At 65.7% G+C, this 20521-nt stretch carries 23 protein-coding genes; 6 read left to right on the top strand and 17 right to left on the bottom strand.

What is annotated here, in order from left to right; genetic code table 11:
• Positions 1–38: 38 nt before the first annotated feature.
• The 4 genes from AC1DNF_RS12675 to AC1DNF_RS12660 form a co-directional block, all read right to left on the bottom strand.
• A complete protein-coding gene (locus AC1DNF_RS12675) occupies positions 39–1094 on the bottom strand; it encodes a TRAP transporter substrate-binding protein (RefSeq protein WP_478148946.1) in 1056 nt (351 codons plus the stop codon).
• 28 nt (positions 1095–1122) lie between these two features.
• Positions 1123–1443: a hypothetical protein gene (locus tag AC1DNF_RS12670; protein WP_478148945.1), complete on the bottom strand. Its 321-nt coding sequence runs from the start codon at positions 1441–1443 to the stop codon at positions 1123–1125.
• A 64-nt stretch (positions 1444–1507) separates the two neighbouring features.
• On the bottom strand, positions 1508–1789 hold the full coding sequence (locus AC1DNF_RS12665) for a hypothetical protein (protein WP_478148944.1): 282 nt from the start codon (positions 1787–1789) through the stop codon (positions 1508–1510).
• A 217-nt stretch (positions 1790–2006) separates the two neighbouring features.
• A complete protein-coding gene (locus AC1DNF_RS12660; RefSeq protein WP_478148943.1) occupies positions 2007–2450 on the bottom strand; it encodes a PPC domain-containing DNA-binding protein in 444 nt (147 codons plus the stop codon).
• 273 nt (positions 2451–2723) lie between these two features.
• Here AC1DNF_RS12660 and AC1DNF_RS12655 point away from each other — a divergent pair, with 273 nt between their 5' ends.
• The 3 genes from AC1DNF_RS12655 to AC1DNF_RS12645 are packed head-to-tail and all read left to right on the top strand — an operon-like array spanning position 2724 to position 6242.
• A complete protein-coding gene (locus tag AC1DNF_RS12655) occupies positions 2724–3962 on the top strand; it encodes a thiamine pyrophosphate-dependent enzyme (protein WP_478148942.1) in 1239 nt (412 codons plus the stop codon).
• Between the two features lie 11 nt (positions 3963–3973).
• On the top strand, positions 3974–4978 hold the full coding sequence (locus tag AC1DNF_RS12650) for an alpha-ketoacid dehydrogenase subunit beta (RefSeq protein ID WP_478149016.1): 1005 nt from the start codon (positions 3974–3976) through the stop codon (positions 4976–4978).
• A 1-nt stretch (position 4979) separates the two neighbouring features.
• Positions 4980–6242, top strand: a complete 1263-nt coding sequence (locus AC1DNF_RS12645) for a dihydrolipoamide acetyltransferase family protein (protein ID WP_478148941.1) — start codon at positions 4980–4982, stop codon at positions 6240–6242.
• A 28-nt stretch (positions 6243–6270) separates the two neighbouring features.
• Here the strand turns inward: AC1DNF_RS12645 and AC1DNF_RS12640 are convergent, their stop codons facing one another.
• The 3 genes from AC1DNF_RS12640 to AC1DNF_RS12630 form a co-directional block, all read right to left on the bottom strand.
• Entirely contained in the window at positions 6271–7395 is a 1125-nt protein-coding gene (locus AC1DNF_RS12640) for a 3-deoxy-7-phosphoheptulonate synthase (RefSeq protein ID WP_478148940.1), read from the bottom strand.
• A gap of 157 nt (positions 7396–7552) precedes the next feature.
• Positions 7553–7783: a hypothetical protein gene (locus AC1DNF_RS12635; RefSeq protein ID WP_478148939.1), complete on the bottom strand. Its 231-nt coding sequence runs from the start codon at positions 7781–7783 to the stop codon at positions 7553–7555.
• A 39-nt stretch (positions 7784–7822) separates the two neighbouring features.
• Positions 7823–9046, bottom strand: a complete 1224-nt coding sequence (locus AC1DNF_RS12630) for a DUF4382 domain-containing protein (RefSeq protein ID WP_478148938.1) — start codon at positions 9044–9046, stop codon at positions 7823–7825.
• 434 nt (positions 9047–9480) lie between these two features.
• On the opposite strand from AC1DNF_RS12630, the gene AC1DNF_RS12625 reads away from it, so the two are divergent.
• A complete protein-coding gene (locus AC1DNF_RS12625; protein ID WP_478148937.1) occupies positions 9481–9669 on the top strand; it encodes a hypothetical protein in 189 nt (62 codons plus the stop codon).
• Positions 9670–9690: 21 nt separating this feature from the next.
• Here AC1DNF_RS12625 and AC1DNF_RS12620 read toward each other — a convergent pair whose 3' ends face one another.
• The 5 genes from AC1DNF_RS12620 to AC1DNF_RS12600 are packed head-to-tail and all read right to left on the bottom strand — an operon-like array spanning position 9691 to position 14720.
• Entirely contained in the window at positions 9691–11028 is a 1338-nt protein-coding gene (locus AC1DNF_RS12620; protein WP_478148936.1) for an MFS transporter, read from the bottom strand.
• 39 nt (positions 11029–11067) lie between these two features.
• Positions 11068–11706, bottom strand: a complete 639-nt coding sequence (gene maiA, locus AC1DNF_RS12615; RefSeq protein ID WP_478148935.1) for a maleylacetoacetate isomerase — start codon at positions 11704–11706, stop codon at positions 11068–11070.
• Positions 11707–11710: 4 nt separating this feature from the next.
• A complete protein-coding gene (locus AC1DNF_RS12610; protein ID WP_478148934.1) occupies positions 11711–12418 on the bottom strand; it encodes a fumarylacetoacetate hydrolase family protein in 708 nt (235 codons plus the stop codon).
• A gap of 24 nt (positions 12419–12442) precedes the next feature.
• Entirely contained in the window at positions 12443–13480 is a 1038-nt protein-coding gene (locus tag AC1DNF_RS12605) for a cupin domain-containing protein (RefSeq protein ID WP_478148933.1), read from the bottom strand.
• A gap of 40 nt (positions 13481–13520) precedes the next feature.
• Entirely contained in the window at positions 13521–14720 is a 1200-nt protein-coding gene (locus tag AC1DNF_RS12600; RefSeq protein WP_478148932.1) for a 3-hydroxybenzoate 6-monooxygenase, read from the bottom strand.
• Between the two features lie 107 nt (positions 14721–14827).
• Here AC1DNF_RS12600 and AC1DNF_RS12595 point away from each other — a divergent pair, with 107 nt between their 5' ends.
• A complete protein-coding gene (locus AC1DNF_RS12595; protein ID WP_478148931.1) occupies positions 14828–15301 on the top strand; it encodes a MarR family winged helix-turn-helix transcriptional regulator in 474 nt (157 codons plus the stop codon).
• 16 nt (positions 15302–15317) lie between these two features.
• Here the strand turns inward: AC1DNF_RS12595 and AC1DNF_RS12590 are convergent, their stop codons facing one another.
• The 3 genes from AC1DNF_RS12590 to AC1DNF_RS12580 form a co-directional block, all read right to left on the bottom strand.
• Positions 15318–15827, bottom strand: a complete 510-nt coding sequence (locus AC1DNF_RS12590) for a cytochrome P460 family protein (RefSeq protein ID WP_478149015.1) — start codon at positions 15825–15827, stop codon at positions 15318–15320.
• 93 nt (positions 15828–15920) lie between these two features.
• Positions 15921–17390 carry a YncE family protein gene (locus tag AC1DNF_RS12585; protein WP_478148930.1) on the bottom strand — a complete coding sequence of 490 codons (1470 nt, stop codon included), beginning with the start codon at positions 17388–17390 and terminating at the stop codon, positions 15921–15923.
• Between the two features lie 7 nt (positions 17391–17397).
• Entirely contained in the window at positions 17398–17844 is a 447-nt protein-coding gene (locus AC1DNF_RS12580) for a DUF305 domain-containing protein (protein WP_478148929.1), read from the bottom strand.
• Between the two features lie 471 nt (positions 17845–18315).
• On the opposite strand from AC1DNF_RS12580, the gene AC1DNF_RS12575 reads away from it, so the two are divergent.
• Positions 18316–18690 (top strand): response regulator transcription factor, encoded by a 375-nt coding sequence (locus AC1DNF_RS12575; protein ID WP_478148928.1) that lies wholly within the window; start codon positions 18316–18318, stop codon positions 18688–18690.
• Between the two features lie 83 nt (positions 18691–18773).
• On the opposite strand, the gene AC1DNF_RS12570 is transcribed toward AC1DNF_RS12575, so the two are convergent.
• A complete protein-coding gene (locus AC1DNF_RS12570; protein WP_478148927.1) occupies positions 18774–19670 on the bottom strand; it encodes an alpha/beta fold hydrolase in 897 nt (298 codons plus the stop codon).
• Positions 19671–19885: 215 nt separating this feature from the next.
• Positions 19886–20497, bottom strand: coding sequence for a response regulator transcription factor (locus AC1DNF_RS12565; protein WP_478149014.1), 612 nt, complete (start codon positions 20495–20497; stop codon positions 19886–19888).
• Positions 20498–20521: the final 24 nt, after the last annotated feature.

Below are 20521 nucleotides of genomic sequence, written 5' to 3'. Positions count from 1 at the left end.
CATTCGCGGCAGATCGATGAAAGGTGAAGCGGGCCGGACTAGGCCAGGGTGCCCGCGTATTTCTCGAGCCGTGCCCAGGCCTCTGGACCGAACTTCTTCTGCCAGTCGGCGTAGAAGCCGGTCTTGTGGAGCGCCTCCCTGAAGGCACCGACTTCGGGCGTGTTGAAGCTCATGCCCCTGGCCTTGAGGTCTTCGCGCAGCCGTGTGTTGAGTGCATCGACCGCCTGGCGCTGGCGCATCGCCTGCGCGTCGAAGATGCGCGAGGCGAGCTGGCGCAGGTCATCGTGCAATGCATTCCACGACCGCAGGTTGGCGACAAGCCAGAAGCCGTCCCAGACATGCGAGGTCAGCGAGCAGTACTTCTGCACTTCATAGAGCTTCTGGGTCTCGAGGATCGTGAGCGGGTTCTCCTGCCCGTCGACGATCCGGGTCTGCAGCGAGGTGTAGACCTCGGCCATGTTGATGCCCGCCGGCGACGCGCCGAAGGCCTTGAACAGCGAGGTCAGCGCCGGGCTGAGCGGCACCCGGATCTTGAACCCCGACAGATCCTGCGGCGAATTGATCTGGCGCGTGCTGCTGGTGATCTGGCGGAAGCCATGGTCCCAGATCCTTGCTTGCGGATAGAGATTGGCCTTGGCGAAGGCGCCGCGAATGTGCGCGCCGAGATCGCCGTCCATCGCCTTCCACACGGCGTCATAGTTCGGGAAGGCGAAGCCCACGCCGCTGATGGATGCGACCGGAACGAGCGTCCCCCAGATCAGTCCGGCCGTGCTGACGAAGTCGATGGCGCCGGAGCGGACCTGCGAGATCATGTCCGTGTCGCTACCGAGCTGGCTGTTCGGAAAGACTTCGATCGAGAGCTGGCCGTTCGACTCTTTCAGGATGGCGGCGCATGCCTCCTGAAGGCCCGCCGTCGTGGGGTGCGATGGGGCGAGCGCAATGCCCAGCTTGTATGAGAATTTCGGCCCCGCGGCCTGCGCCCTGCCCGGCTTCAGCAGCATGGCGGGAAAGGCTCCAGCCGCTGCTATCGTCGCGATCTGCTTGATGGAGGCGCGGCGTCCGAGGCGGGGCGGCGCATTGGAATCGATGGTCATTTTGTCTCCGTGTAGTTGCTTGCCGGGTCTATGGCCGGCTGTTCAGGAACGCGGAGAATGACCGCGCTCCATCCCAGTTCTGGACCAGCGTGAGCTTGCGTCGCAGGAAGAGACCGGTTGCGATTCGCTCGGCAAAGGCCTCGAAGGTCTTCGTCGGATCATCGATCTCGAAGACGAAGTAGACCTTCGCCTCCTCGTTCGACAGCCAGGGTCCGCCCAGGAGCTTGAGGTCCTCCGGCAGGTTGTGTGGCTTGATCCCCTGGCGCAGGTTGCCCAGAAAATCGACCACGCCCTTCATGACCGGCGCGCTCATGTCCTTGAGCCAGACCTCGTTGAAAAATATCGGCATCTTCAGTTCCTTTGTTGACGACGGTTCGACATCGAACCTGGTTGCTGGCGGCTTCGGCGCCGACTCAGGCCGCGTTGATGCGATCCGAATAGGCCTTCATCCCATCCCAGTCGGACAGGAGGGTCAACTTGCGGCGGGCGAAGAGCCCGCTGACCATGCGTTCCGCATAGGCGTCGAACATGGTGGAGGGGTCGTTGATCTCGAAGATGAACATGACCTTGGCCTCCTCGGCCGAGAGCCAGGGGCCGGCGAGCATCCGGAGGTCGTCGGGCAGGTTGTCCGGCTTCGATCCGACGCTGAGATTGCCAAAGAAAGCCACCGCTTCCTCCATGAGTGCAGGGTTCAAGTCACCCAGCCAGACTTCGTTCAAGAAAAGCGGCATCGCAGTCCCCATCAAGACGTGTCAGAAATGCGGCTGGGGCGAATCGATGTGCAGCCCCCGCCGCCGCGAGAACCTGTTCGCGATATCGAAGCAGGCAGACAAAGGATAGGAAAGTGCGGGGACGCGAGGTAGCCTGGAAAAGCGATATCAGACATTCTTCGCCGCACAACGTCTTCGACGGCTAGAGCCCCAGCACATTGGCGCCGATGCAGCTGTCGAGCGCACGCGCCAGGCGCCGGTCGTGCCGCAGGACCGTGATCTCCACGGAGCCGGTGCCGACCTCCAGGTCCAGCAGGTGACCGCCGTAGGCCCGGAAGTCCCGCCCCGCGGCGACACCGTGCGCGTGAATGGAGGGCTTGCCCTCCTTCCATGCGATGCTGCCGACCATGCTGCCGAGTTCGACGTCCCGGAAGGTCTTGGGGTCGAACATCTGCCGTTGCGCATCCCAGAAGCCGAAGGTCGCGTGCACGAAGCCGAGGCCGGTGAAGCTGGCGCTGGGCAGCGCTTCGGCGTCCGCCAGCCGCTCGAGGTGGGCGAAGACGTTGTCGCCCTGGCGCAGCACGACGAGAAAGCCCGTCGGCGTGGGGACGTATCGGGTGCGGGGATCGGCGCTTGTCGTTGTCATGGGGCTCCTTCAGCCATCTGGATGACTCGGAGTGAACGGCGCTCGAACCGGAGGGACGACGACGCCGGATCACCGAGTCCGTTTGAAACAGGCTGCAGTGTGCGGCCCGCACTCCTTCCGCATAAGGGCAGGCTCGGCAAATGAGTGTTGACCCGCGATCAAGAATTGCCGCGTGCGCCTGGCGCCGAGGCAATTGATCCGGCCTGCGCGCGGGCGTCATGACCACGCCCCCGCAGCGCATAATGACCAGCTCCCGTGAGCCGGAGAACGAGGATGAATGCGCACCAGCCTCTTCGCTTGCATGTGCCTGAGCCGACTGGCCGCCCGGGGCATGAGACCGACTTTTCCTACCTGCATTTGTCGCCCGCGGGCGCCGTTCGCAAGCCTGCGCTCGACGCCTCGCCCGTCGAAACCGCCGACCTGGCGTTCACGCTGGTTCGCGTGCTTGACGAAGATGGCCGTGCCGTCGGCCCGTGGGCGCCCGAGCCTGATGTGGCTCTCTTCAAGCGCGGCTTGCGCGCGATGATGAAGACGCGAGCCTTCGACGCGAAGATGCTCATTGCGCAGCGACAGAAGAAGATCTCGTTCTACATCCAGTGCCTGGGCGAGGAGGCCATAGCGACCGCCCATGCGCTCGCCATTCAGCCGGGCGACATGTGCTTTCCGACCTATCGCCAGCAGGGCCTGCTGCTGGCGCGCGACGATGTTCCGATGGCAGAACTGATCTGCCAATTGATGAGCAACGAGCGCGATCCGATGAAGGGGCGCCAGTTGCCGGTGATGTATTCGTACAAGCGCGCTGGCTTCTTCTCGATCAGCGGCAATCTGGCCACGCAGTTCATCCAGGCGGTCGGTTGGGCCATGGCCTCGGCCATCAAGGGCGACACCAAGATCGCGTCGGCATGGATCGGTGACGGTGCCACGGCCGAGGCCGACTTCCACACCGCGCTGACCTTCGCGCATGTCTACCGCGCACCGGTGATTCTCAACGTCGTCAACAACCAGTGGGCGATCTCGACGTTCCAGGCCATCGCAGGCGGCGAAGGGACCACCTTCGCGGGGCGCGGTGTCGGCTGCGGCATCGCATCGCTGCGCGTCGACGGCAATGACTTCCTCGCGGTGCTCGCCGCATCGCGCTGGGCGGCCGAGCGCGCGCGAAGCAACCTCGGGCCCACGCTGATCGAATGGCTGACCTACCGCGCCGGCGCGCATTCGACCTCGGACGACCCCTCGCGCTACCGGCCCGTCGACGACTGGCAGCACTTCCCGCTCGGCGACCCGATCGCGCGGCTCAAGCAGCATCTGATCGTATTGGGCGCCTGGTCCGACGAGGAGCATGAGCGCATGCGGGAGCAACTCGAGGCCGAGGTAGCCGCCGCGCTGAAGGAGGCCGAGCGGTACGGCGGCACGCTGATCGACGGCCACGTGCCGCCGCTCGAGTCGATGTTCGAGGATGTCTATAAGGACATGCCGGCGCATCTGCAGGAGCAGTTGCGGCAGGCGCGTGGCTGATCATGGCTCGCATGACGATGGTCCAGGCCCTGCGATCGGCGATGGACGTCATGCTCGAGCGCGACCCGGACGTCGTCGTCTACGGCCAGGATGTCGGCTACTTCGGCGGCGTCTTCCGCTGCACCGAAGGGCTGCAGGCGAAATACGGCCGCTCCCGCGTCTTCGATGCACCCATCTCCGAAGGCGGCATCGTCGGCGCGGCGATCGGCATGGCGGCCTACGGATTGCGCCCCGTCGTCGAGGTGCAGTTTGCCGACTACTTCTATCCGGCCTCGGACCAGATCGTCTCCGAGGCGGCGCGGCTGCGCTACCGCTCGGCCGGCGACTTCAGTGCGCCACTCACGATCCGCATGCCATGCGGCGGCGGCATCTATGGCGGGCAGACCCATAGCCAGAGCCCGGAGGCACTGTTCACGCATGTGTGCGGGCTGCGCACCGTGATGCCCTGCAATCCCTACGATGCCAAGGGCCTGCTGATCGCGGCCATCGAGAATGACGATCCGGTGATCTTTCTCGAACCCAAACGGCTGTACAACGGCCCCTTCGACGGCCACCATGACCGCCCGATGGTGCCCTGGTCGCAGCATGCCCTGGGCGAGGTGCCCGAAGGGCATTTCACGGTACCGCTCGAATCCGCTGCGGTATTCCGCGCCGGCACCGATCTGACGGTGCTGACCTACGGCACGATGGTGTTCGTCTCACAGGCCGCAGCGCAGGAAAGCGGCGTCGACGCCGAAATCATCGACCTGCGCAGCATCTGGCCGCTGGACCTGGCGGCGATCATCGCTTCCGTCAAGAAGACCGGCCGCTGTGTCATCGCCCACGAAGCAACGCGCACCAGCGGCTTCGGCGCCGAACTCGTGGCGCTGGTGCAGGAGCATTGCTTCTATGACCTGGAGGCGCCCGTCGAGCGCGTGACCGGGTGGGACACGCCCTATCCGCATGCGCTGGAATGGGCCTACTTCCCTGGCCCGGCACGCGTGGCCGCTGCGTTCAGGCGCGTGATGGAGGCATGAAGTGACGGACAGGATCCACGTCGTGAAGGTCCCCGATGTCGGCGAAGGCATCACGGAGGTCGAAGTCGTGGCCTGGCACGTACAGCCTGGCGACGCCGTCGTCGAGGACCAGGCGCTGGCTGACGTGATGACCGACAAGGCCAATGTCGAGATCCCCTCGCCGGTCGCCGGCCGTGTGCTGGCCCTGGGCGGCGACGTCGGACAGACCCTGGCGGTCGGCGCCGAACTGATCCGTATCGAGCGGCCTGGCGACGCCGAGTTGCCTGTGCCTGGGCCGGCGCAGGCCGCGCCGCCCCCTTCTCCCGCCGCGAAGCTCGCGACGGTGAGGCCAGCGCCGGCGACGGAGCGGGCACGGCCCGCGTCGCAGCCGACCGGGTCCGTGCCGGACCGCCCGATCGCTTCGCCGGCGGTGCGCAGACGCGCCTGGGAACTCGGCGTCGACCTCCAGCGCGTTTCGGCAAGCGGCACAGCCGGCCGCATCATGCACGCCGACCTCGACACTTACATCGCTGAACATGGCGCTCAGCCGCCAGTGGGTGCCCCTGCAACAGGCGGCGCCGAACGCAACGATCAGCAGGAAGTGGCCGTCATCGGCCTGCGCCGCCGCATCGCGCTGCAGATGCAGGAATCGAAACGCCGCATCCCGCACTTCAGCTATGTCGAGGAGATCGACGTGACCGAGGTCGAAGGCCTGCGCTCGGCCCTCAACAAGAAGTGGGCCGCCGAGCGCGGGCACCTGACCTTGCTGCCCCTGCTCATGCGCGCGACGGTGCTGGCGGTGCGTGAGTTTCCCCAAGTCAATGCCCTCTTCGACGATGAAGCGGGCATCATCACGCGTCACGGGGCCGTACACATCGGCATCGCCACGCAGACCCGGCACGGTCTGGTCGTACCAGTCGTGCGGCATGTCGAGGCGCGCGACCTGTGGTCGATGGCCGCCGAAATGGCCCGTCTGGCCGACGCCGCGCGCGAAGGCCGGGCGACGCGCGCGGAACTGAGTGGATCGACGATCACCATCAGCAGTCTGGGCGCGCTTGGCGGCATCGTGTCGACACCGGTGATCAACCGTCCCGAGGTCGCCATCGTCGCGGTCAACCGGATCGTCGAACGCCCGGTCTGGCGCGGCGCCGCCGTCGTGCCGCGCCTGACGATGAATCTCTCGTCCTCGTTCGATCACCGGGTGGTCGACGGCATCGACGCGGCCCGGTTCGTGCAGGCGATACGCGCCGTGATCGAGGCTCCCGCGCTGCTGTTCGTCGACTAGAGCGCAGACCCCGGGCGGCGTCTGAATCTCAACGCGATGGGCGCTGCCGCCGTGCCCGGACAGCCGCGGCCAGCGATTGCAGCACCGGCACCGTCTGCGAGAAACCGATGCAGGCATCGGTGATCGACACACCGCGCTTGAGGGGGACACCGGGAACGAGGTCCTGCCGCCCTTCCTCGAGATGGCTCTCGATCATCACTCCGGTGATGCGATGTTCCCCGCCCGCGATCTGCTCGGCGACGTCCTGTGCGACCGCGATCTGGCGCGCGTACTGCTTGCTGCTGTTGCCGTGGGAGACATCGATCATGACCTGGGCCGACAGGCCGGCAGCGCTGAGCGCTTCGCAACTTGCAGCGACGTCCCCGGCGGAATAGTTGGGAGCCTTCCCGCCGCGCAGGATGATGTGGCAGTCATCGTTGCCGCGGGTTTCGAAGATCGCGGCCATGCCCATCTTCGTCATGCCCATGAAGGCATGCGGAGCCCGGGCCGCGAGGATGGCGTCGGCCGCGACCTTGATGCTGCCGTCGGTGCCGTTCTTGAAGCCGACCGGGCAACTCAGGCCCGAGGCCAGCTGGCGGTGGCTCTGACTCTCCGTCGTGCGCGCGCCGATGGCACCCCAGGCGATCAGGTCGGCGATGAACTGCGGGCTGAGCAGGTCGAGAAACTCCGTGCCGGTGGGAAGGCCCATCGTCGTCAACTCCAGCAGCAGGCGTCGCGCCCGCTCGAGTCCTTCGTTGATGGCGAAGCTGCCGTCGAGGTGCGGGTCGTTGATGTAGCCCTTCCAGCCCACCGTGGTGCGAGGCTTCTCGAAGTAGGCGCGCATGACGATCAGGAGGTCGCCCTGCAAGTCGTCGGCCACGGCCTTCAGCCGCTGCCCGTATTCGATGGCCTGGTCGTGATCGTGGATCGAGCATGGTCCGACGACCACCACGAGCCGGTCGTCGCGGCCGTGCAGCACGTCGGCAATCGCGGCTCGGCTCGCTTCCACCAACGCCAGCGTGTCGTCGCGCACCGGCACGCGCTCTTGCAGCAGCGCAGGTGTGATCAGCGGGCGGACGGCGCCGATGCGAACGTCGTCGATGCGGGTCGTGTCGATGGTGCTGTCGCGGGAGCCGATCTCGGCGTCATGGAGAGGATCGTCAAGTCTTGTCATATCTTCGATGGCGGCTCGGATCGAGCGGAATGGGACCCCGTATTGTCCACTCGTGGGCCGGACTGTTGCGGCGCTCGCGCGCCCGGTATTCACTATCGGCGAATGTTCAAGGCTGCCGCAGGGCGGCAGACGGTGGCGGCCAGGCTGGTGCGCGGCCTTACGGACCGGGGATGCGCTGCAAGGCTTCCCTGCCCTTTTCGGTAATTGCCAGCACCTGGGCAGGCCGCAGGACTTCAGCCTCACCGCGCGTGTGTTGACGCGGCGGGGGAATGAAAGCCGTGATGAGCCCGGCGGCGCGCAGCACGCGCACCTTTTCGATGTTGACCGGTGCGTACACCGCGTACGGCAGGCTTTGTTGAGCGAGCACCTTGAGAAGCTGCATCGGCATGGGAAGTTCTCTAATCCCATGCATTCATCGATTTGGCACTCAGAACGAAAAATCCTGGCCGATCAGATCAGACACGGTGACGTCGACTGGTCGTGTACTGACGGCGCCCGTGATGCTGATGGCCTGGAGGTTGTACCTGCCCGCCGCGCTGGCATCCGCCACCAGCGGAATGGGCAACGCCGTCTGATATGTGCCTACCACGGGCGCGGCGGCCGGCAGCGCCGGCTGTGCCTCGAAGAGGCTGTAGACGCCGGTGTCAGAGACCGCCGCGGCGGCAGCGATTTCAAAAGCACGGCCGCCACTCAGCTGCAGGGCGTGGACCGTCGCCTGCGCACTTGCCGGGCTCACTGTGCCGGAAACCCTGCGGAATGCCGAGGGCGGAAGGGTGATCGGCGCGCCCGCGGTCGAGACGGCGGTACTGGCGCTCGCCACCACCGGCACGTCGCGGACAATGCCCGTTCCTCGACCACTCGTCGAGGTCGGGACGATCACCACATCGATCGTTCCGGCGGTACTGCTCTGCTCGATGGGCGAAAGCGTGAAGTTTCCGTTGGCGTCTGCAATGGTGGCCTTGACCACCATGCCGCCGCGCTCGGCGTAGACATGGGCGCCTGGCAGGCCGGCCAGCACGCCGGTCACCGAGCCACTCACCACCACCGGTAACGCACTCACCACCGGCTTGAGGCCGAAGCTTCCGTTGCCGCGGGTCACAATCGACTTGCAGGCATCGAAATCCAGCACCAGATCGGTCAGGGTGCCTGGCGCCACAGTGAACGGGCGAATGATCTTGATGCCGCTTTGCACGGCGCTCGGCGTATCGAGCGGCTCTTCCCCGCCGCCAGTAGGTATCACCGAATTGGCAGGCTTCCCTGCCCCATTGGCGGCCAGAACCAGACGGATCTGCTGGTAAGTGCCAGCCGGCAACGCGGCTTGCCCGAGCGTTGCCAGCACACCGTTGGTCAGCGACAGGAGATCGATCCGCTGCGCGGGATTGAGGGTGATGTCTCCCCATCCCGGCGCGTTCGTGTCGGCGTTGGCATCGCTGTGGACTCGCACCTTCTCCACAGTCACGAAGACATTGTTGAAGCCGCAAGCAGGTGCGTCGGTCATCGACACGCGCAGGGTGCCGGAACCGCTGGCGCCAGCAACCGCACCGGTGCCCCCACCACCGACGCCTCCCCCTCCGCCGCACGCCGCGAGAAGAAGCGCGCCGCCGAGTGCAACGCGACGCAGTCGCGATCCCAGAGAGGCAATGGTGCTCAAGGTCGTTCCTTTTCAGTTTCTCGCGAAGACGCGGTCATGGTCGGGACAAATGTGAAAACATCCCATTTCTCCATCCTACAGCGTGAATACCCCTCACACAAGGCAATGTCGCGTCCCTTGCGCAGCTCGCCTTTTCACACCGCGCCGAGCAGCGACAGTCCCCCCTTTGGGAGAAGAGCGCCTCTTGCCGATGGGGCTTGAGCAACCATGAGGCGGGCACCAAACTGGGTGCGCGGTCGAGCCTCCCTTGTCTCCTCCTTGCTCTGACCGCCCTGGCCCTTCGCAGCCTCTCGCGGCGAAGGGCCTTTTTCAGGACACCTCTTGGAGGGGCCTCAGTCGAGGCGACTGTTTCCATCCAGCAAACACCGCGGTTCGATTTGCCGCGGTTTTCGGGAGGCTATTCGGCTCAAACTTCGTTCTGAAAGAAGACCGAAATGAAAATCGCATGGAACTACATCTTGATTGCGGCAATGACGCTTGCGTCCGCCGCGGTCATCGCCGGAGGCGAGGTGGCAAGAGGGGAACTGGGGCTGGCCGAGGCCGCAACGGCCGCGGGCTCCACGTCGGATGCGTTCGCCTGGCTGAATGAGGCCCCGAGCCCGGCGACATCCAGCGTGCAGTAAGCCTTCCGGGCGCGACCCGCTTCAGGAATGGGCAGGCACTGCGGAGACGCGATCGACCCGCCCCATCGTGAGGATGCTGCATCCGGCAACGAGTGCCGGAACGCCGACGATAGCGAACACCGTCGGAAGTCCCCAGCCCAGCGCGAGCATCCAGCCGCCCGCCATGGAGCCCACCACCGATCCAATTCGGCCGATGCCGGAAGCCCAGCTGACGCCCGTGGCCCGGTTCATCGTTGGATAGAAGCCGGCCGCGAGTGCATTCGCACCGACCTGCCCGCCAGAGACACAGAAGCCCGCCCCGAACACGGCCAGCACCAGGAATGCGGTGTTGCCGGTGCTGGTGCCGATCAATGCCGTGAATCCCGCCGCCAGGCCGTAGGTGACGCCCAGCACCCATTGCGGATTGAAACGATCCATCAGTTGCCCGAGCACGATTGCACCCACCGTACCCCCAACCTGGAACATCGCAGTCACCAGCGAGGCGTCCTTGAGACTCATGCCGGTCGAACTGATCAGCGTCGGCAACCAGCTCGACAACAGGTAGATCACCAGCAGGCTCATGAAGAACGCCAGCCAGAGGCGCAGCGTGCCGCGGCGCAGCTTGTCATCGAAAAGGTGCTTGACCGGGAAGCCCGCCTTTGCCTTCTCAGGTATCGCGAAAGCGACATCTGACAGGTCTTCTGCCGGCGCGATGCGCTGCAGCACGCGCCTGACTTCATCGAGCCGCAACCCCTTCAGGACAAGAAAGCGCACGGATTCGGGCAGGGCAAAGATCAGGACGGGCAGCAACACGAGCGGCAGGACGCCTCCGATGACCAGCACGGCACGCCAGCCGAAGCCGGCCACGAGATGCGCCGCCAGCACGCCGCCGAGCGCGGATCCCAGCGTGAAGCCGCAGAACATCGTGGTCACCAGCACCGAGCGATGCTTCTCGGGCGCGTACTCGGAACTCAGCGTCACCGCGTTCGGCATGGCCCCGCCCAGGCCGAGCCCGGTGAGGAACCTCAAGGCGATCAGCATCGTCACCGACGTCGAGAACGCCGAAGCCAGGCAGGCCAGCCCGAAGAACGCCACGCAGAACATCAGGATCGTCTTGCGGCCGAAACGGTCCGCCATCGGACCGAAGACGAAAGCCCCCGCCATTAACCCCGCGAGGCCGGCGCCGAACACGGGCGCGAGAAGGGCTGGCGTCAGGTTCCATTCCGCGCGAATCGCCGGCGCGATGAAGCCGATGGCCGCGGTATCGAAGCCGTCGACGGCGACGATGAAGAAGCACAGCAGCAGCGTGACAACCTGTGTTGCCGCGAGCTTGTGCGAGTTGATGAATTTCTGGACATCGATGGTCCTGGGCGTTGTCATGGGTATGTCTCCGAGGTGTGCGTTTGCAGTTGCGTTTGCTCAGCCCGCGTCGGGCTGGAGTGCCGGCACGGACAGGCGGAAGGCCTCGAGCCGGGCGCAAGCCGCGTCGACGGCCTGGATGAGGGGCCATCGCGCCATCTCCACCTGGAAGCGGCGCGCACTCTCGACCTGCGGAATGAGGTAGACGTCTGCCAGCGTCGGCGTGCGTCCGAAACAGAAGTCGCCGCGCTTCAGGTCGGCAGCCAGCAGTGCTTCGATCGCGTCGAAGCCGGCGCCGATCCAGGTGGCGCACCAATCGTTGACCGCGGCGTCACTGGCGCCGAAGCTCTTGCGCAAGGCTTCGAGCACGCGCCGGTTGTTGAGGGGATGGATGTCGCAGCCGACGATGGCGGCCAGCGCGCGCACGCGCGCGCGGTCCTCCGGGTCCGCCGGCAGCAGCGCGGGCGTTGGATGGCGCTCCTCCAGCCACTCGATGATGGCCGGCGTCTGAATGAGCACCCTGCCCTCGGACTCCAGCACCGGCACCAGGCCCTGCGGATTGACTCCCTTGAACTCGGCCCCGAGGTGTTGTTCCGTGCGCAGATCGACCGGCACGTAGTCGACGTCGAGCCCCTTGAGCCGCAGCGCGATGCGCAGCCGGTGCGAAGTCCCGCTGCGAAAGAAGTTGTGGAGCTTCATCGCGTCACTCGGCGGGGCCGATATCGAGCGCGATCTCGCCCACGCCCTCGATGCGTCCGTCGAGGCGGTCGCCGGCCACGACGGGACCGACGCCTTCGGGCGTTCCCGTGAAGATGAGGTCGCCGGGCTGCAGGTGATAAAAGAGCGAGAGGTCGGCGATGAGTTCGGGGATGCTCCAGATCAGCTTGGCGAGGTCAGACTTCTGGCGCGTCACGCCGTTCACGCTCAGTTCCAGAGCGCCGCCGTCCAGGACCACGCCCGGCATCGGCACGATCTCCGCGACCACCGACGACTGCTCGAAGTCCTTGCCCAGGTCCCAGGGTCGGCCCTTGTCGCGCGCGGCCAGTTGCAGGTCTCGGCGGGTCATGTCGAGGCCGCAGGCGTAGCCATAGACCCGCTTGTGCGCGTCCGCTTGCGGCACGCGGAATCCCGGGGCGCCGATCACGACCACCAGTTCCATCTCGTGGTGGTAGTTCGCCGTCTCTGGCGGATAGGCCATCGTCGCGCCGGACTCGACCAGTGTCGATGGCGCCTTGGTGAAGTAGAACGGCCGCTCGCTGGCCTTGTCGACGGGCTTGCCCATTTCGACAGCGTGCGCGTGATAGTTGCGGCCGACGAAGAACAGGCGATGGATGGGCAGGCGCTCGGTCTTTCCGCGCACCGGCAGCGAATACACGGGCGGAGGATTCCAGAGGTAGCTGGTTGGGGTCATGGTTGTTTCCTGTGGTGGCGCGGCTCAGCCGCGGTTCTCGAAGACGCCGAGCTTGCGGTGCAGCGGTGTCTCGTCGGCGATGAAGATGAAGGCCGCCGTTTCCTTCGAGCGGTTGGCGAGGCTCACCGCGGCGTAGCCGGGTGCGCAGCAGGTGTCGGCCTCGGCCATGGCGAAGGCCTGGTCCTCGATGGTCACATCGATGCCGCCCTCGATCAGATGGAACACCGAGGCTGGCGAACGCGCCGGCAGCCTCAGGGATTGGCCCGGGCGCAGCATCAATGCGTAGTAGCCAAGGATGTTCTGCGCATCGCCACCGGTCTCGGGGTTGATGTAGCTCACCTGCACGGTGTCGAGTCCGGGTTGGTCGGCCGCCAGCGCTTCGAGCGCCGCGCGGGCTTCCACCCAGGGATAGCGCAACATCGGATACGCCTTTCGCGAGCGCTCGAACACGGGCGTCGGCACGACGCCGCCTCGCGCATATGTGCGGTCGCCGGCGGTGGACTTGACATCCTGGCGCGGGCCGTCGACGTGATACGAAGCTTCCATGTAATAGACGAGCGGCAGGTCGAGGACATCGAGCCAGACCACCGGCCGATCACCTTCGTGGCCATGCTCGTGCCACAGCCCCGTGGGCGTGAGGATCAGATCGCCGCGGCGCATGGGGCAGAGCTCCCCGTCGACGGTGGTGAAGGCGCCCTCGCCTTCGACGACCATGCGCACGGCGTTCGGCGTGTGGCGATGCGCGGGGGCCCATTCGCCGGGCAGCAGCAGCTGCATGCCCAGGTACATTGCCGCACTGGCCTGCATCTTCTCCAGGCCGTGGCCCGGGTTGGCCAACACCAGCACCCGGCGCTCGGCCTTCTCAATGGGGGTCAACTCGCCCGCCTTCAACAGCAGCGGGCGGAGGGCTTCATATGACCAGTGGGTGGCGCGCGTCCGGGGCTGCGGCTTGTGTGGGGGCAACACCGCGCGCAGGCTGGGCCACAGCGGCACCAGGTTCTGCCGGGTGAGCGCTTCGCGATAGTCCGCCGGCAGATCTTCGAGGCGTCCGAGTTCGGTCATGGCTGTGTCCTGAGCGGAAGATGGGAGGAAGAGGCGGGCATCAGGCAGCGAGACAGTTCTCGACCTTCCAGCCGTACAACCACTCCATGGCGTCGTAGAAACGCTCGGGCGTGCGGTCCTTCCAGAGTTCGTTGCGGACCAGCCGTTCGACTCCCTTGGCGTGGAAGATGCGCCCCATCTCGCGCGCCGACAGAACAATGCGCGCGGTGCGCGCCACGCGCGAGCGCTGGTACAGGTCGAAGGCGAGCCGGAAGTCGTTGTCGTGTACGCGCAGCGCTTCGCCGAGCGTTACCGCGTCCTCGAGCGCCATGCAGGCGCCTTGGGCCAGATACTGCAAGGTCGCATGCGCCGCGTCCCCCAGCAGTGTGGTGCGTCCGAATGTCCACTGGCCGATGGGCTCACGGTCGGCCGTGGCCCAGCGCTTCCAGTCCTTGGGAAGATCGATCAGTTGGCGCGCCCTTGCGCAGATGCCTTCGAAATAGCTTTGCACTTCCGCGCGACTGCCTTCGCGCACGCTCCATTCCTCCTGGTCCCGACTGTGAAAAGTCACGACCACGTTGTACTGTTCGCCGCCGCGCAGCGGATAGTGAACCAGGTGGCAGTTGGGGCCGACCCAGATGCTGGCGGCGTTCCATTGCAAGTCGGCCGGGAAGTCCTTCTTGTCGACCACCGCGCGGTAGACCACATGGCCCGAGACGCGAGCATCGTCGCCCACGAACTGGCGTCGCACCGCCGATTTCACGCCGTCGGCGCCGATGAGTGCGATGCCCCGGTGGACGCCTCCATTCGCGTCGTGCACGGTCACGCCCTGCTCATCCTGGTCGATGCGCTGCACCGCGGTCGAGGTCAGCACTTCGATGCGATCGGACGCCTGCGCGCCTTCGAGCAAGGCCATGTGCACGTCGGCGCGGTGGATCACGGCGTAGGGATTGCCGAAGCGTTGACGGAAGGCCTCGCCTGTCGGGATGCGTCCGACGAGCGTCTCGTCCAATGCGTCGTGCATCACCATTTCATCCGTATAGACGGCGCGGGCGCGCGCGTTCTCACCGATGCCGAGGGCGTCGAAAGCGGCAAAGGCGTTGGGGCCGAGCTGAATGCCGGCGCCGATTTCACCCAGTTGGGCCGACTGTTCGAGGACCTTCACCGTCAAGCCCCGGCGCGTCAGGGCCAGCGCGGCGGCCAATCCGCCGATGCCCCCACCGGCCACCAGCACAGGAAGCTCGGACTGCATTGCACTCATGGAAGTCTCCTAATGTCTTTGTGTGCTGATCATCAGTACACTGATCATAAGTGTAATGATAGACTGCTTGAGCCATCAAGGGGTTAACCCTAGGAATCTGAAAGAACATGAAACCGAGCCGCTCTTCAGCCCCCGATCTCGAGACACTTCCCGGCCACTACATCCGGCGTCTGCAGCAGATCGCCGTGGCCATATTCCTGCAGGAAACGGAGGCCTACGGCGTCACACCGGTGCAGTACGCCGGCCTGCAGGCCGTCCGCAAGGCGCCCGGCATCGACCAGCGCACCCTGGCGCGGTCGATCGGCCTGGACACCTCCACCATCGCCGGCGTGATCGACAGGCTCGAAGCCCGGGGTTTGATGGTGCGCAGCCCCTCGCCCGACGATCGACGCGTGCGCCTGCTCGGCATCACCGACGAAGGCAGCGCGCTGCTCGAAGAAATCGAGCCGGCGATGCAACGCGCCCAGGAGCGCATCCTCGAGCCGCTGCCCAAGCAGGAGCGTGCGGAATTCATGCGCATGCTGCAAACGCTGGTCAGCGCCAACAACGACATGAGCCGCGCTCCCAGCGAAAACCCATGAGCGAATGGGCCGAGCGCTAGCGCGCCAACCGCGTGAACACCAGGTCGTGGCCTTTCACGTTGGCTTGATGGCAAGCGAAGCACGTCTGGTGCTGCGCCTCATCCACCGGCCTGCCGTCGATGAAGCGACCGAAGCCCCAGCCCCCCGTCGAGGCGTACTTCCTCGAGTCCTTGACCATGATCTGCACGGTCGTCGCGGCCCCGGGGACGAAGGCGCCCTTGGCCTCGCTCGATGGCACGTGCTTCCAGGCAAGCTTGGCCAGGATCGTGCCGTCCGGAAAAGGCAGCGTCCCCTGGCGGTAAGCGTTCATCGCCAAGGCATTTCCGAGGATGGCCCGGAGTTCGTCGAGCGCGCCGTTGTCTTCCTGTGACGGCGCGACCAGTTCCCAATGCCGGTACCCATCGGGAACGGTCACCCCGAAGATCGGAGAGGCCTTCTCGTCGGCAACAGGCGCCGACGCCGACGCACCGCCAGCCTGCCCGGCAACTTGTGCGCAGACACCTCCGGTGCAAAGCGTCACCGCCATGCCGATCACCACGAGCATGCTTTTCATCTTCGACTCCAGTTGATTGAGGAGGCGCCCTCCCCGTCTGCCGGCATTGGCGATGCGGCGCAGGCTTCAAGGCGCCTGGACCTGAACGGGTGCGCCGGGAACGCCCGCTGACTGGGATGCAATGACCAGATAGCGCCTGCTCGGCCCGCGTTCGTCCTGCACGATCTGGCGCAGCGGGCCGATCGCATTGACAATGGCCGCGCCCGCCGGGTTGGCCGTGAAGCTCGCAAGAGGCTGCAACGTGCCGCTGCCGTCGGGGTGCGCGGCGAGCGCCAGCACGTACGATTGCATGGGCACCAACGCCGTCGCCGACGCCTCCAGTACCTGGATCAAGCCCTGGTCGAAGAGGGTGACGCTGGTCGGCGTCTTCTCGCCTGCACTGCGCCGACCCTCCTTCAACGCGACCAGGCTCAAGTGCGCAGCCTGGCCGGCGAGGCCGAGCGGGACAAGGCCGCGCAGGCCATCACCCTCGGGCACCGCGGCCGACACATAGGTGAGCGCCTGCGGTGCCTGGCCGATCGGGATCTCGCCTGCCAGCGCGTTGGAGGCGGTATCGATGACCTGCAGGGCGTCCCCGCTCTCGAGGCCGACGTACATGCGCGACCCGTCGCCCGAAGGCCAGATCCCGTGCGGCAGGTTGCCGACGGGGATCGTCGCCACCTGGCTGAAATCGTCGGTGCGAAAGACCTTGACGAGGTTCAGCCCGCCGATGGTGATGTATGCGAACGTTCCCTGGCGCGTCCTGGCGAAGTTGACGTGATTCGTGATGGCGCCTGTGTCCAGCGACTTGACGACCGCGAACGGCGGCGCCGCATCGAACACCATCGTGCGCCCCACGTCCTTGAGCGTGAGCCATACCTGCTTGCCGTCCGGCGTGGCGGCGATGTTCGGGCAGAAGGGGCTCTCCTGCCTGACGCGGCCGACGATCTCGTGAGTCGCGACCAGGACGACCACCGTCTCGGGGACAAACGACGAACAGATGTATCCGTACTTGCCGTCCGGCGAGAAGATCTGCATGCCGGGGCCGTTGGGCGTGGTGATGCGCAGCTTCTCCTCGTATGTAGCGGCATCGAGCACCGAGACGTAGTTCTCGCCGCGCACGGTGACCCAGAGCTCCGCGCCATCGGGCGTGTAGAAGGCCTCATGCGGAGAGCGCCCGAGGTATGTCGTGTGCTTGACCGCGTTGGTGGCCGTGTCGATGAAGCTGACCGAGTTCGACCCGATGGAGACCACGGCCAAGGTGCGATGGTCTGGAGTGAACCCCATCCCGTGCACCAGCACCTGCCCACGGTACAGCGGGCTGAAGCTTCCGGGCGACGGATCGCCAAGCCGGATCACGCCCAGCAGCCTGTTGTCCGCGGGATCGGAGACGGAGACGGTGTTGGAGAACTGCTCCGCGGCATAGACCCGGTCGCGGTGGCTGATTGGAACGTCCGGCTCGGAGGCCTGGCCAGGCGCCTGCCCGGCTTTGCAGAGAGAGCACAGCGCCACGCACGCGGCGAAGGCGAAGGCGGGTAGCAATGGGCTTGGGTACATGCGGGTCTCACGGGTTGGGAGTGTGGGCGGCGTGGTGCGCATGCCCCGAGGGACGGCTCGGCGGCCGTGTCTGCCTCGCGGGGCCTCTGGCGTCGGCGAGTTCCCGATCGAGCACCGCTCGCATCGCCACGATCTCCTGCTGCTGCTCGACGATCATTCCTTGCGCGAGGCGCCGCAATCGTTCGTTGTCTCCATGGCGCAATTCCGCCTGTGCCATGTCGATCGCGCCCTGGTGATGCGGAATCATCATGGTCGCGAAATCCCGGTCGATGTTGCTGGAAGGATGGACGTCCATCCCCTTCATCATTCGTGCCATGGCGGCGTTGTTCTCGGCCATGAACGCGGCTTCATCGCCTGCAATCGTGGCAGTCATCGCGAGCGCGGCGGAGGCGGCAACCGTCGCTGCAGCCAGGGCGGGAAGGGCCCGCAAAGGGCGCCTGCTTGGAGTACTCATGTTCACCCCTCGAAGATCGTGGCCGGCGAGACAAGCCAGACGAACCAGGCAAGGAAATCGCCCGCGGTCACTTTCATCGTAGGAGGCTCGCCGAGCCTTCGCGCCCCGCCGTGGGCGCAGTCCCGAGTCCTCCTGAGGATCGGTGCGTCGTGGGGAGGGGCCACCCTTGCGACCAACTCCGCAGCCTGCTGCGCTTCGCCTCTGGCGACTGTCCGATGACCGCGGCTTGCATCTAACAGAAATCTATGATGGCGTGCCGGCGCGCTCGCCCGTATCGTGTGGCTCTGCCTGCCTCGACGACTGGCCATCTCGTTGAGCACGCATGCCTGTGCGAGATGAGACGCTGACCCAGACGCGGCCCCCGCGCAGAAGTCGACATTCTTTCCATCGAGACGCGGAGGGCGAAGCGATGATCGAGACAAGGCGCCCCCGCGCCGATCCTCCCTTGCCCGGTCGGCGGAGTTCCAAGTGATGACGCCGGCCCGATTCGTCGTTGCGGTCGTCGATGACGACCCTCGCATACTTGAGTCGCTCGAGGGCTTGCTGGAGGCGGCCGGATACACGGCGCGGCTGTTCGCGTCCGGCAGGGAATTGATGGAAAGCGACGCCTTGGCAGCGATCGACTGCCTCGTCTCGGATATCTGCATGTCGGGCATGGACGGATTCGAAGTGCGAAGGCTCGCCCGCCTGAAGCGCCCGCAGTTGCCGGTCATCCTCATGACAGGTCGACGGAGCATGGACAAGCTGAGCGAGCTTGAGCAGGACGCACAGCACTTCTTCCTGAAGCCCCTCAAGGGAGATGAGTTCCTGGCGGCCATCGCGGCTGCCCTGCCTGCCGACGCCTGACGGTTTCTTCAGGCCATGTGCGCGGAAACGGCGCACCGCCGTGCCCCGTGCAGCCACGGCGGTCCGGGCCGATCGGCAGCGTTCTACCCGACCTTCCGCCCAAGGAAATCGCGCATCAGATCGGCGATCTGAGGGCCATGGTCCTCGAGTGCGAAATGACCCGTATCCAGCATATGCATCTCGGCGTCCGGAAGGTCCCGTTTGTAGGGCGCCGCCCCCGCCGCCACGAAGATCGCGTCATTGGCGCCCCACACGATCAGCATCGGCGGCTTGAACTCGCGAAAGTAGGCCTGCCACTGGGGGTAGAGCGGCAGATTGGTCCGGTAGTCGTAGAACAGGTCGAGCTGGATCTCGGCGTCGTCGGGACGATCCATCAGGCTCTGGTCAAGTGTCCAAGCGTCCGGGCTGACGAGCGACATGTCCTTCATGCCATTGGCGTACTGCCAGCTGGTCGCCTTCATGGTGGTGAGCCACCGGATGGCTTCGCGCTCCTTCTGCTCGCCTGTCTTCCAGTACGCCCGGATGCCGTCCCAGAAGGCCTCGATGCCTTCCACGTAGGCGTTGCCGTTCTGCACGATGAATGCGGTCACGCGATCCGGATTCTTGATCGCCAGGCGAAAGCCCACGGGCGCGCCGTAGTCCATCACGTAGAGCGCATATCGCTGCGCGCCGATCTGACGTGTGAGCTTGTCGACGATGTTCGCGTAGTTCTCGAAGGTGTAGGCGAACTTCGAGCGCTGCGGCATTTCGCTGTATCCGAAGCCCGGGTAGTCGGGAGCGATGACGCGATACTTGTCGGCGAGCCGTGGAATCAGGTCCCGGAACATGTGCGACGAAGTGGGAAAGCCGTGCAGCAGCAGCAGCAGCACGGGCGCCTCCTGGGGGCCGGCTTCCCGATAGAAGATCTCGACACCGTCGACCTTCGCTCTCCGGTATCTGACTTGGACGGCGGATTGCGCTGCTGAGGTGACTGCGTTCATGGTGATTCCTTTGCCTGGTGAGTGGATGTGCTGCCCGGGCGGCCATGAGCCGGCGAGCCGTCGCGGCGTACCGTCGGAGGTACGGCTTCGGATCGCCCGAACCGCGCTGCAGCAGCGTACGGTCGGTCCTTCTTCGCCACATCCCGCCGGCGGCAGGGAATTCGCTGCAACCGAAGCAGCAGCGACAGCGCTTCCCGCACGCAACCCTCACGGCATCAACGTCCGACGCGCTCCACGGGTATCTTGAGAGCCACCGCGGCGCGGACCAGTTCAGCCAGCGATGCGACCTTCATCTTCCGCATGATGTTGCCCCTGTGGATCTGGAGCGTCACCTCGCTGATGCCCAGGCGCGCGGCGGCCTGCTTGTTGAGCAGGCCGCTGACGACCAATGGCAGCACCTCCCGCTCGCGTGGCGTGAGGGATTCGATGCACGCCTGAAGCTCTGCGAGTTCGGCGCGCGCGCTGCGGGCCTGCCTGTCCTGGGACAGGGCCGTTTCGATGGCCCGCAGAAGATCCTTCTGCAAGAACGGCTTTGTCAGGAAATCGACCGCGCCGGCCTTCATGGCCCGCACCGAACTCGGCACGTCGCCGCGTCCGGTGATGAAGACGATCGGCGGGTGATCGTGCTCGGCCATGCGATCCTGCAGATCCAGGCCGCTGACGTCCGCAAGCCCGATGTCGAGCACCAGGCAGCTTGGTACGTCGGGCCTTCGGAACTCAAGATACTCGGCAGCGGATCCGAACGCTTCGCCGTGCAATCCGGCCGCGCAGAGCAGGACGAGAAGAGCCTCTCGAACCCGTGGGTCGTCGTCCACCACGTACACCATCGGCTGGGGCGCAGTCATTCGAAA

Source organism: Variovorax sp. 01T432, from assembly GCF_056398605.1.
This window is presented reverse-complemented; position numbering and strand designations above follow the sequence as displayed.

Bases quoted from the DNA above. Each gene is read 5' to 3' on its own strand.
- AC1DNF_RS12675 (WP_478148946.1), bottom strand. From the start codon at position 1,094: ATGACCATCGATTCCAATGCGCCGCCCCGCCTCGGACGCCGCGCCTCC.
- AC1DNF_RS12670 (WP_478148945.1), bottom strand. From the start codon at position 1,443: ATGCCGATATTTTTCAACGAGGTCTGGCTCAAGGACATGAGCGCGCCG.
- AC1DNF_RS12660 (WP_478148943.1), bottom strand. From the start codon at position 2,450: ATGACAACGACAAGCGCCGATCCCCGCACCCGATACGTCCCCACGCCG.
- AC1DNF_RS12655 (WP_478148942.1), top strand. From the start codon at position 2,724: ATGAATGCGCACCAGCCTCTTCGCTTGCATGTGCCTGAGCCGACTGGC.
- AC1DNF_RS12650 (WP_478149016.1), top strand. From the start codon at position 3,974: ATGACGATGGTCCAGGCCCTGCGATCGGCGATGGACGTCATGCTCGAG.
- AC1DNF_RS12640 (WP_478148940.1), bottom strand. From the start codon at position 7,395: ATGACAAGACTTGACGATCCTCTCCATGACGCCGAGATCGGCTCCCGC.
- AC1DNF_RS12635 (WP_478148939.1), bottom strand. From the start codon at position 7,783: ATGCCGATGCAGCTTCTCAAGGTGCTCGCTCAACAAAGCCTGCCGTAC.
- AC1DNF_RS12625 (WP_478148937.1), top strand. From the start codon at position 9,481: ATGAAAATCGCATGGAACTACATCTTGATTGCGGCAATGACGCTTGCG.
- AC1DNF_RS12620 (WP_478148936.1), bottom strand. From the start codon at position 11,028: ATGACAACGCCCAGGACCATCGATGTCCAGAAATTCATCAACTCGCAC.
- maiA (WP_478148935.1), bottom strand. From the start codon at position 11,706: ATGAAGCTCCACAACTTCTTTCGCAGCGGGACTTCGCACCGGCTGCGC.
- AC1DNF_RS12610 (WP_478148934.1), bottom strand. From the start codon at position 12,418: ATGACCCCAACCAGCTACCTCTGGAATCCTCCGCCCGTGTATTCGCTG.
- AC1DNF_RS12605 (WP_478148933.1), bottom strand. From the start codon at position 13,480: ATGACCGAACTCGGACGCCTCGAAGATCTGCCGGCGGACTATCGCGAA.
- AC1DNF_RS12600 (WP_478148932.1), bottom strand. From the start codon at position 14,720: ATGAGTGCAATGCAGTCCGAGCTTCCTGTGCTGGTGGCCGGTGGGGGC.
- AC1DNF_RS12595 (WP_478148931.1), top strand. From the start codon at position 14,828: ATGAAACCGAGCCGCTCTTCAGCCCCCGATCTCGAGACACTTCCCGGC.
- AC1DNF_RS12590 (WP_478149015.1), bottom strand. From the start codon at position 15,827: ATGGCGGTGACGCTTTGCACCGGAGGTGTCTGCGCACAAGTTGCCGGG.
- AC1DNF_RS12585 (WP_478148930.1), bottom strand. From the start codon at position 17,390: ATGTACCCAAGCCCATTGCTACCCGCCTTCGCCTTCGCCGCGTGCGTG.
- AC1DNF_RS12580 (WP_478148929.1), bottom strand. From the start codon at position 17,844: ATGAGTACTCCAAGCAGGCGCCCTTTGCGGGCCCTTCCCGCCCTGGCT.
- AC1DNF_RS12575 (WP_478148928.1), top strand. From the start codon at position 18,316: ATGACGCCGGCCCGATTCGTCGTTGCGGTCGTCGATGACGACCCTCGC.
- AC1DNF_RS12570 (WP_478148927.1), bottom strand. From the start codon at position 19,670: ATGAACGCAGTCACCTCAGCAGCGCAATCCGCCGTCCAAGTCAGATAC.
- AC1DNF_RS12565 (WP_478149014.1), bottom strand. From the start codon at position 20,497: ATGGTGTACGTGGTGGACGACGACCCACGGGTTCGAGAGGCTCTTCTC.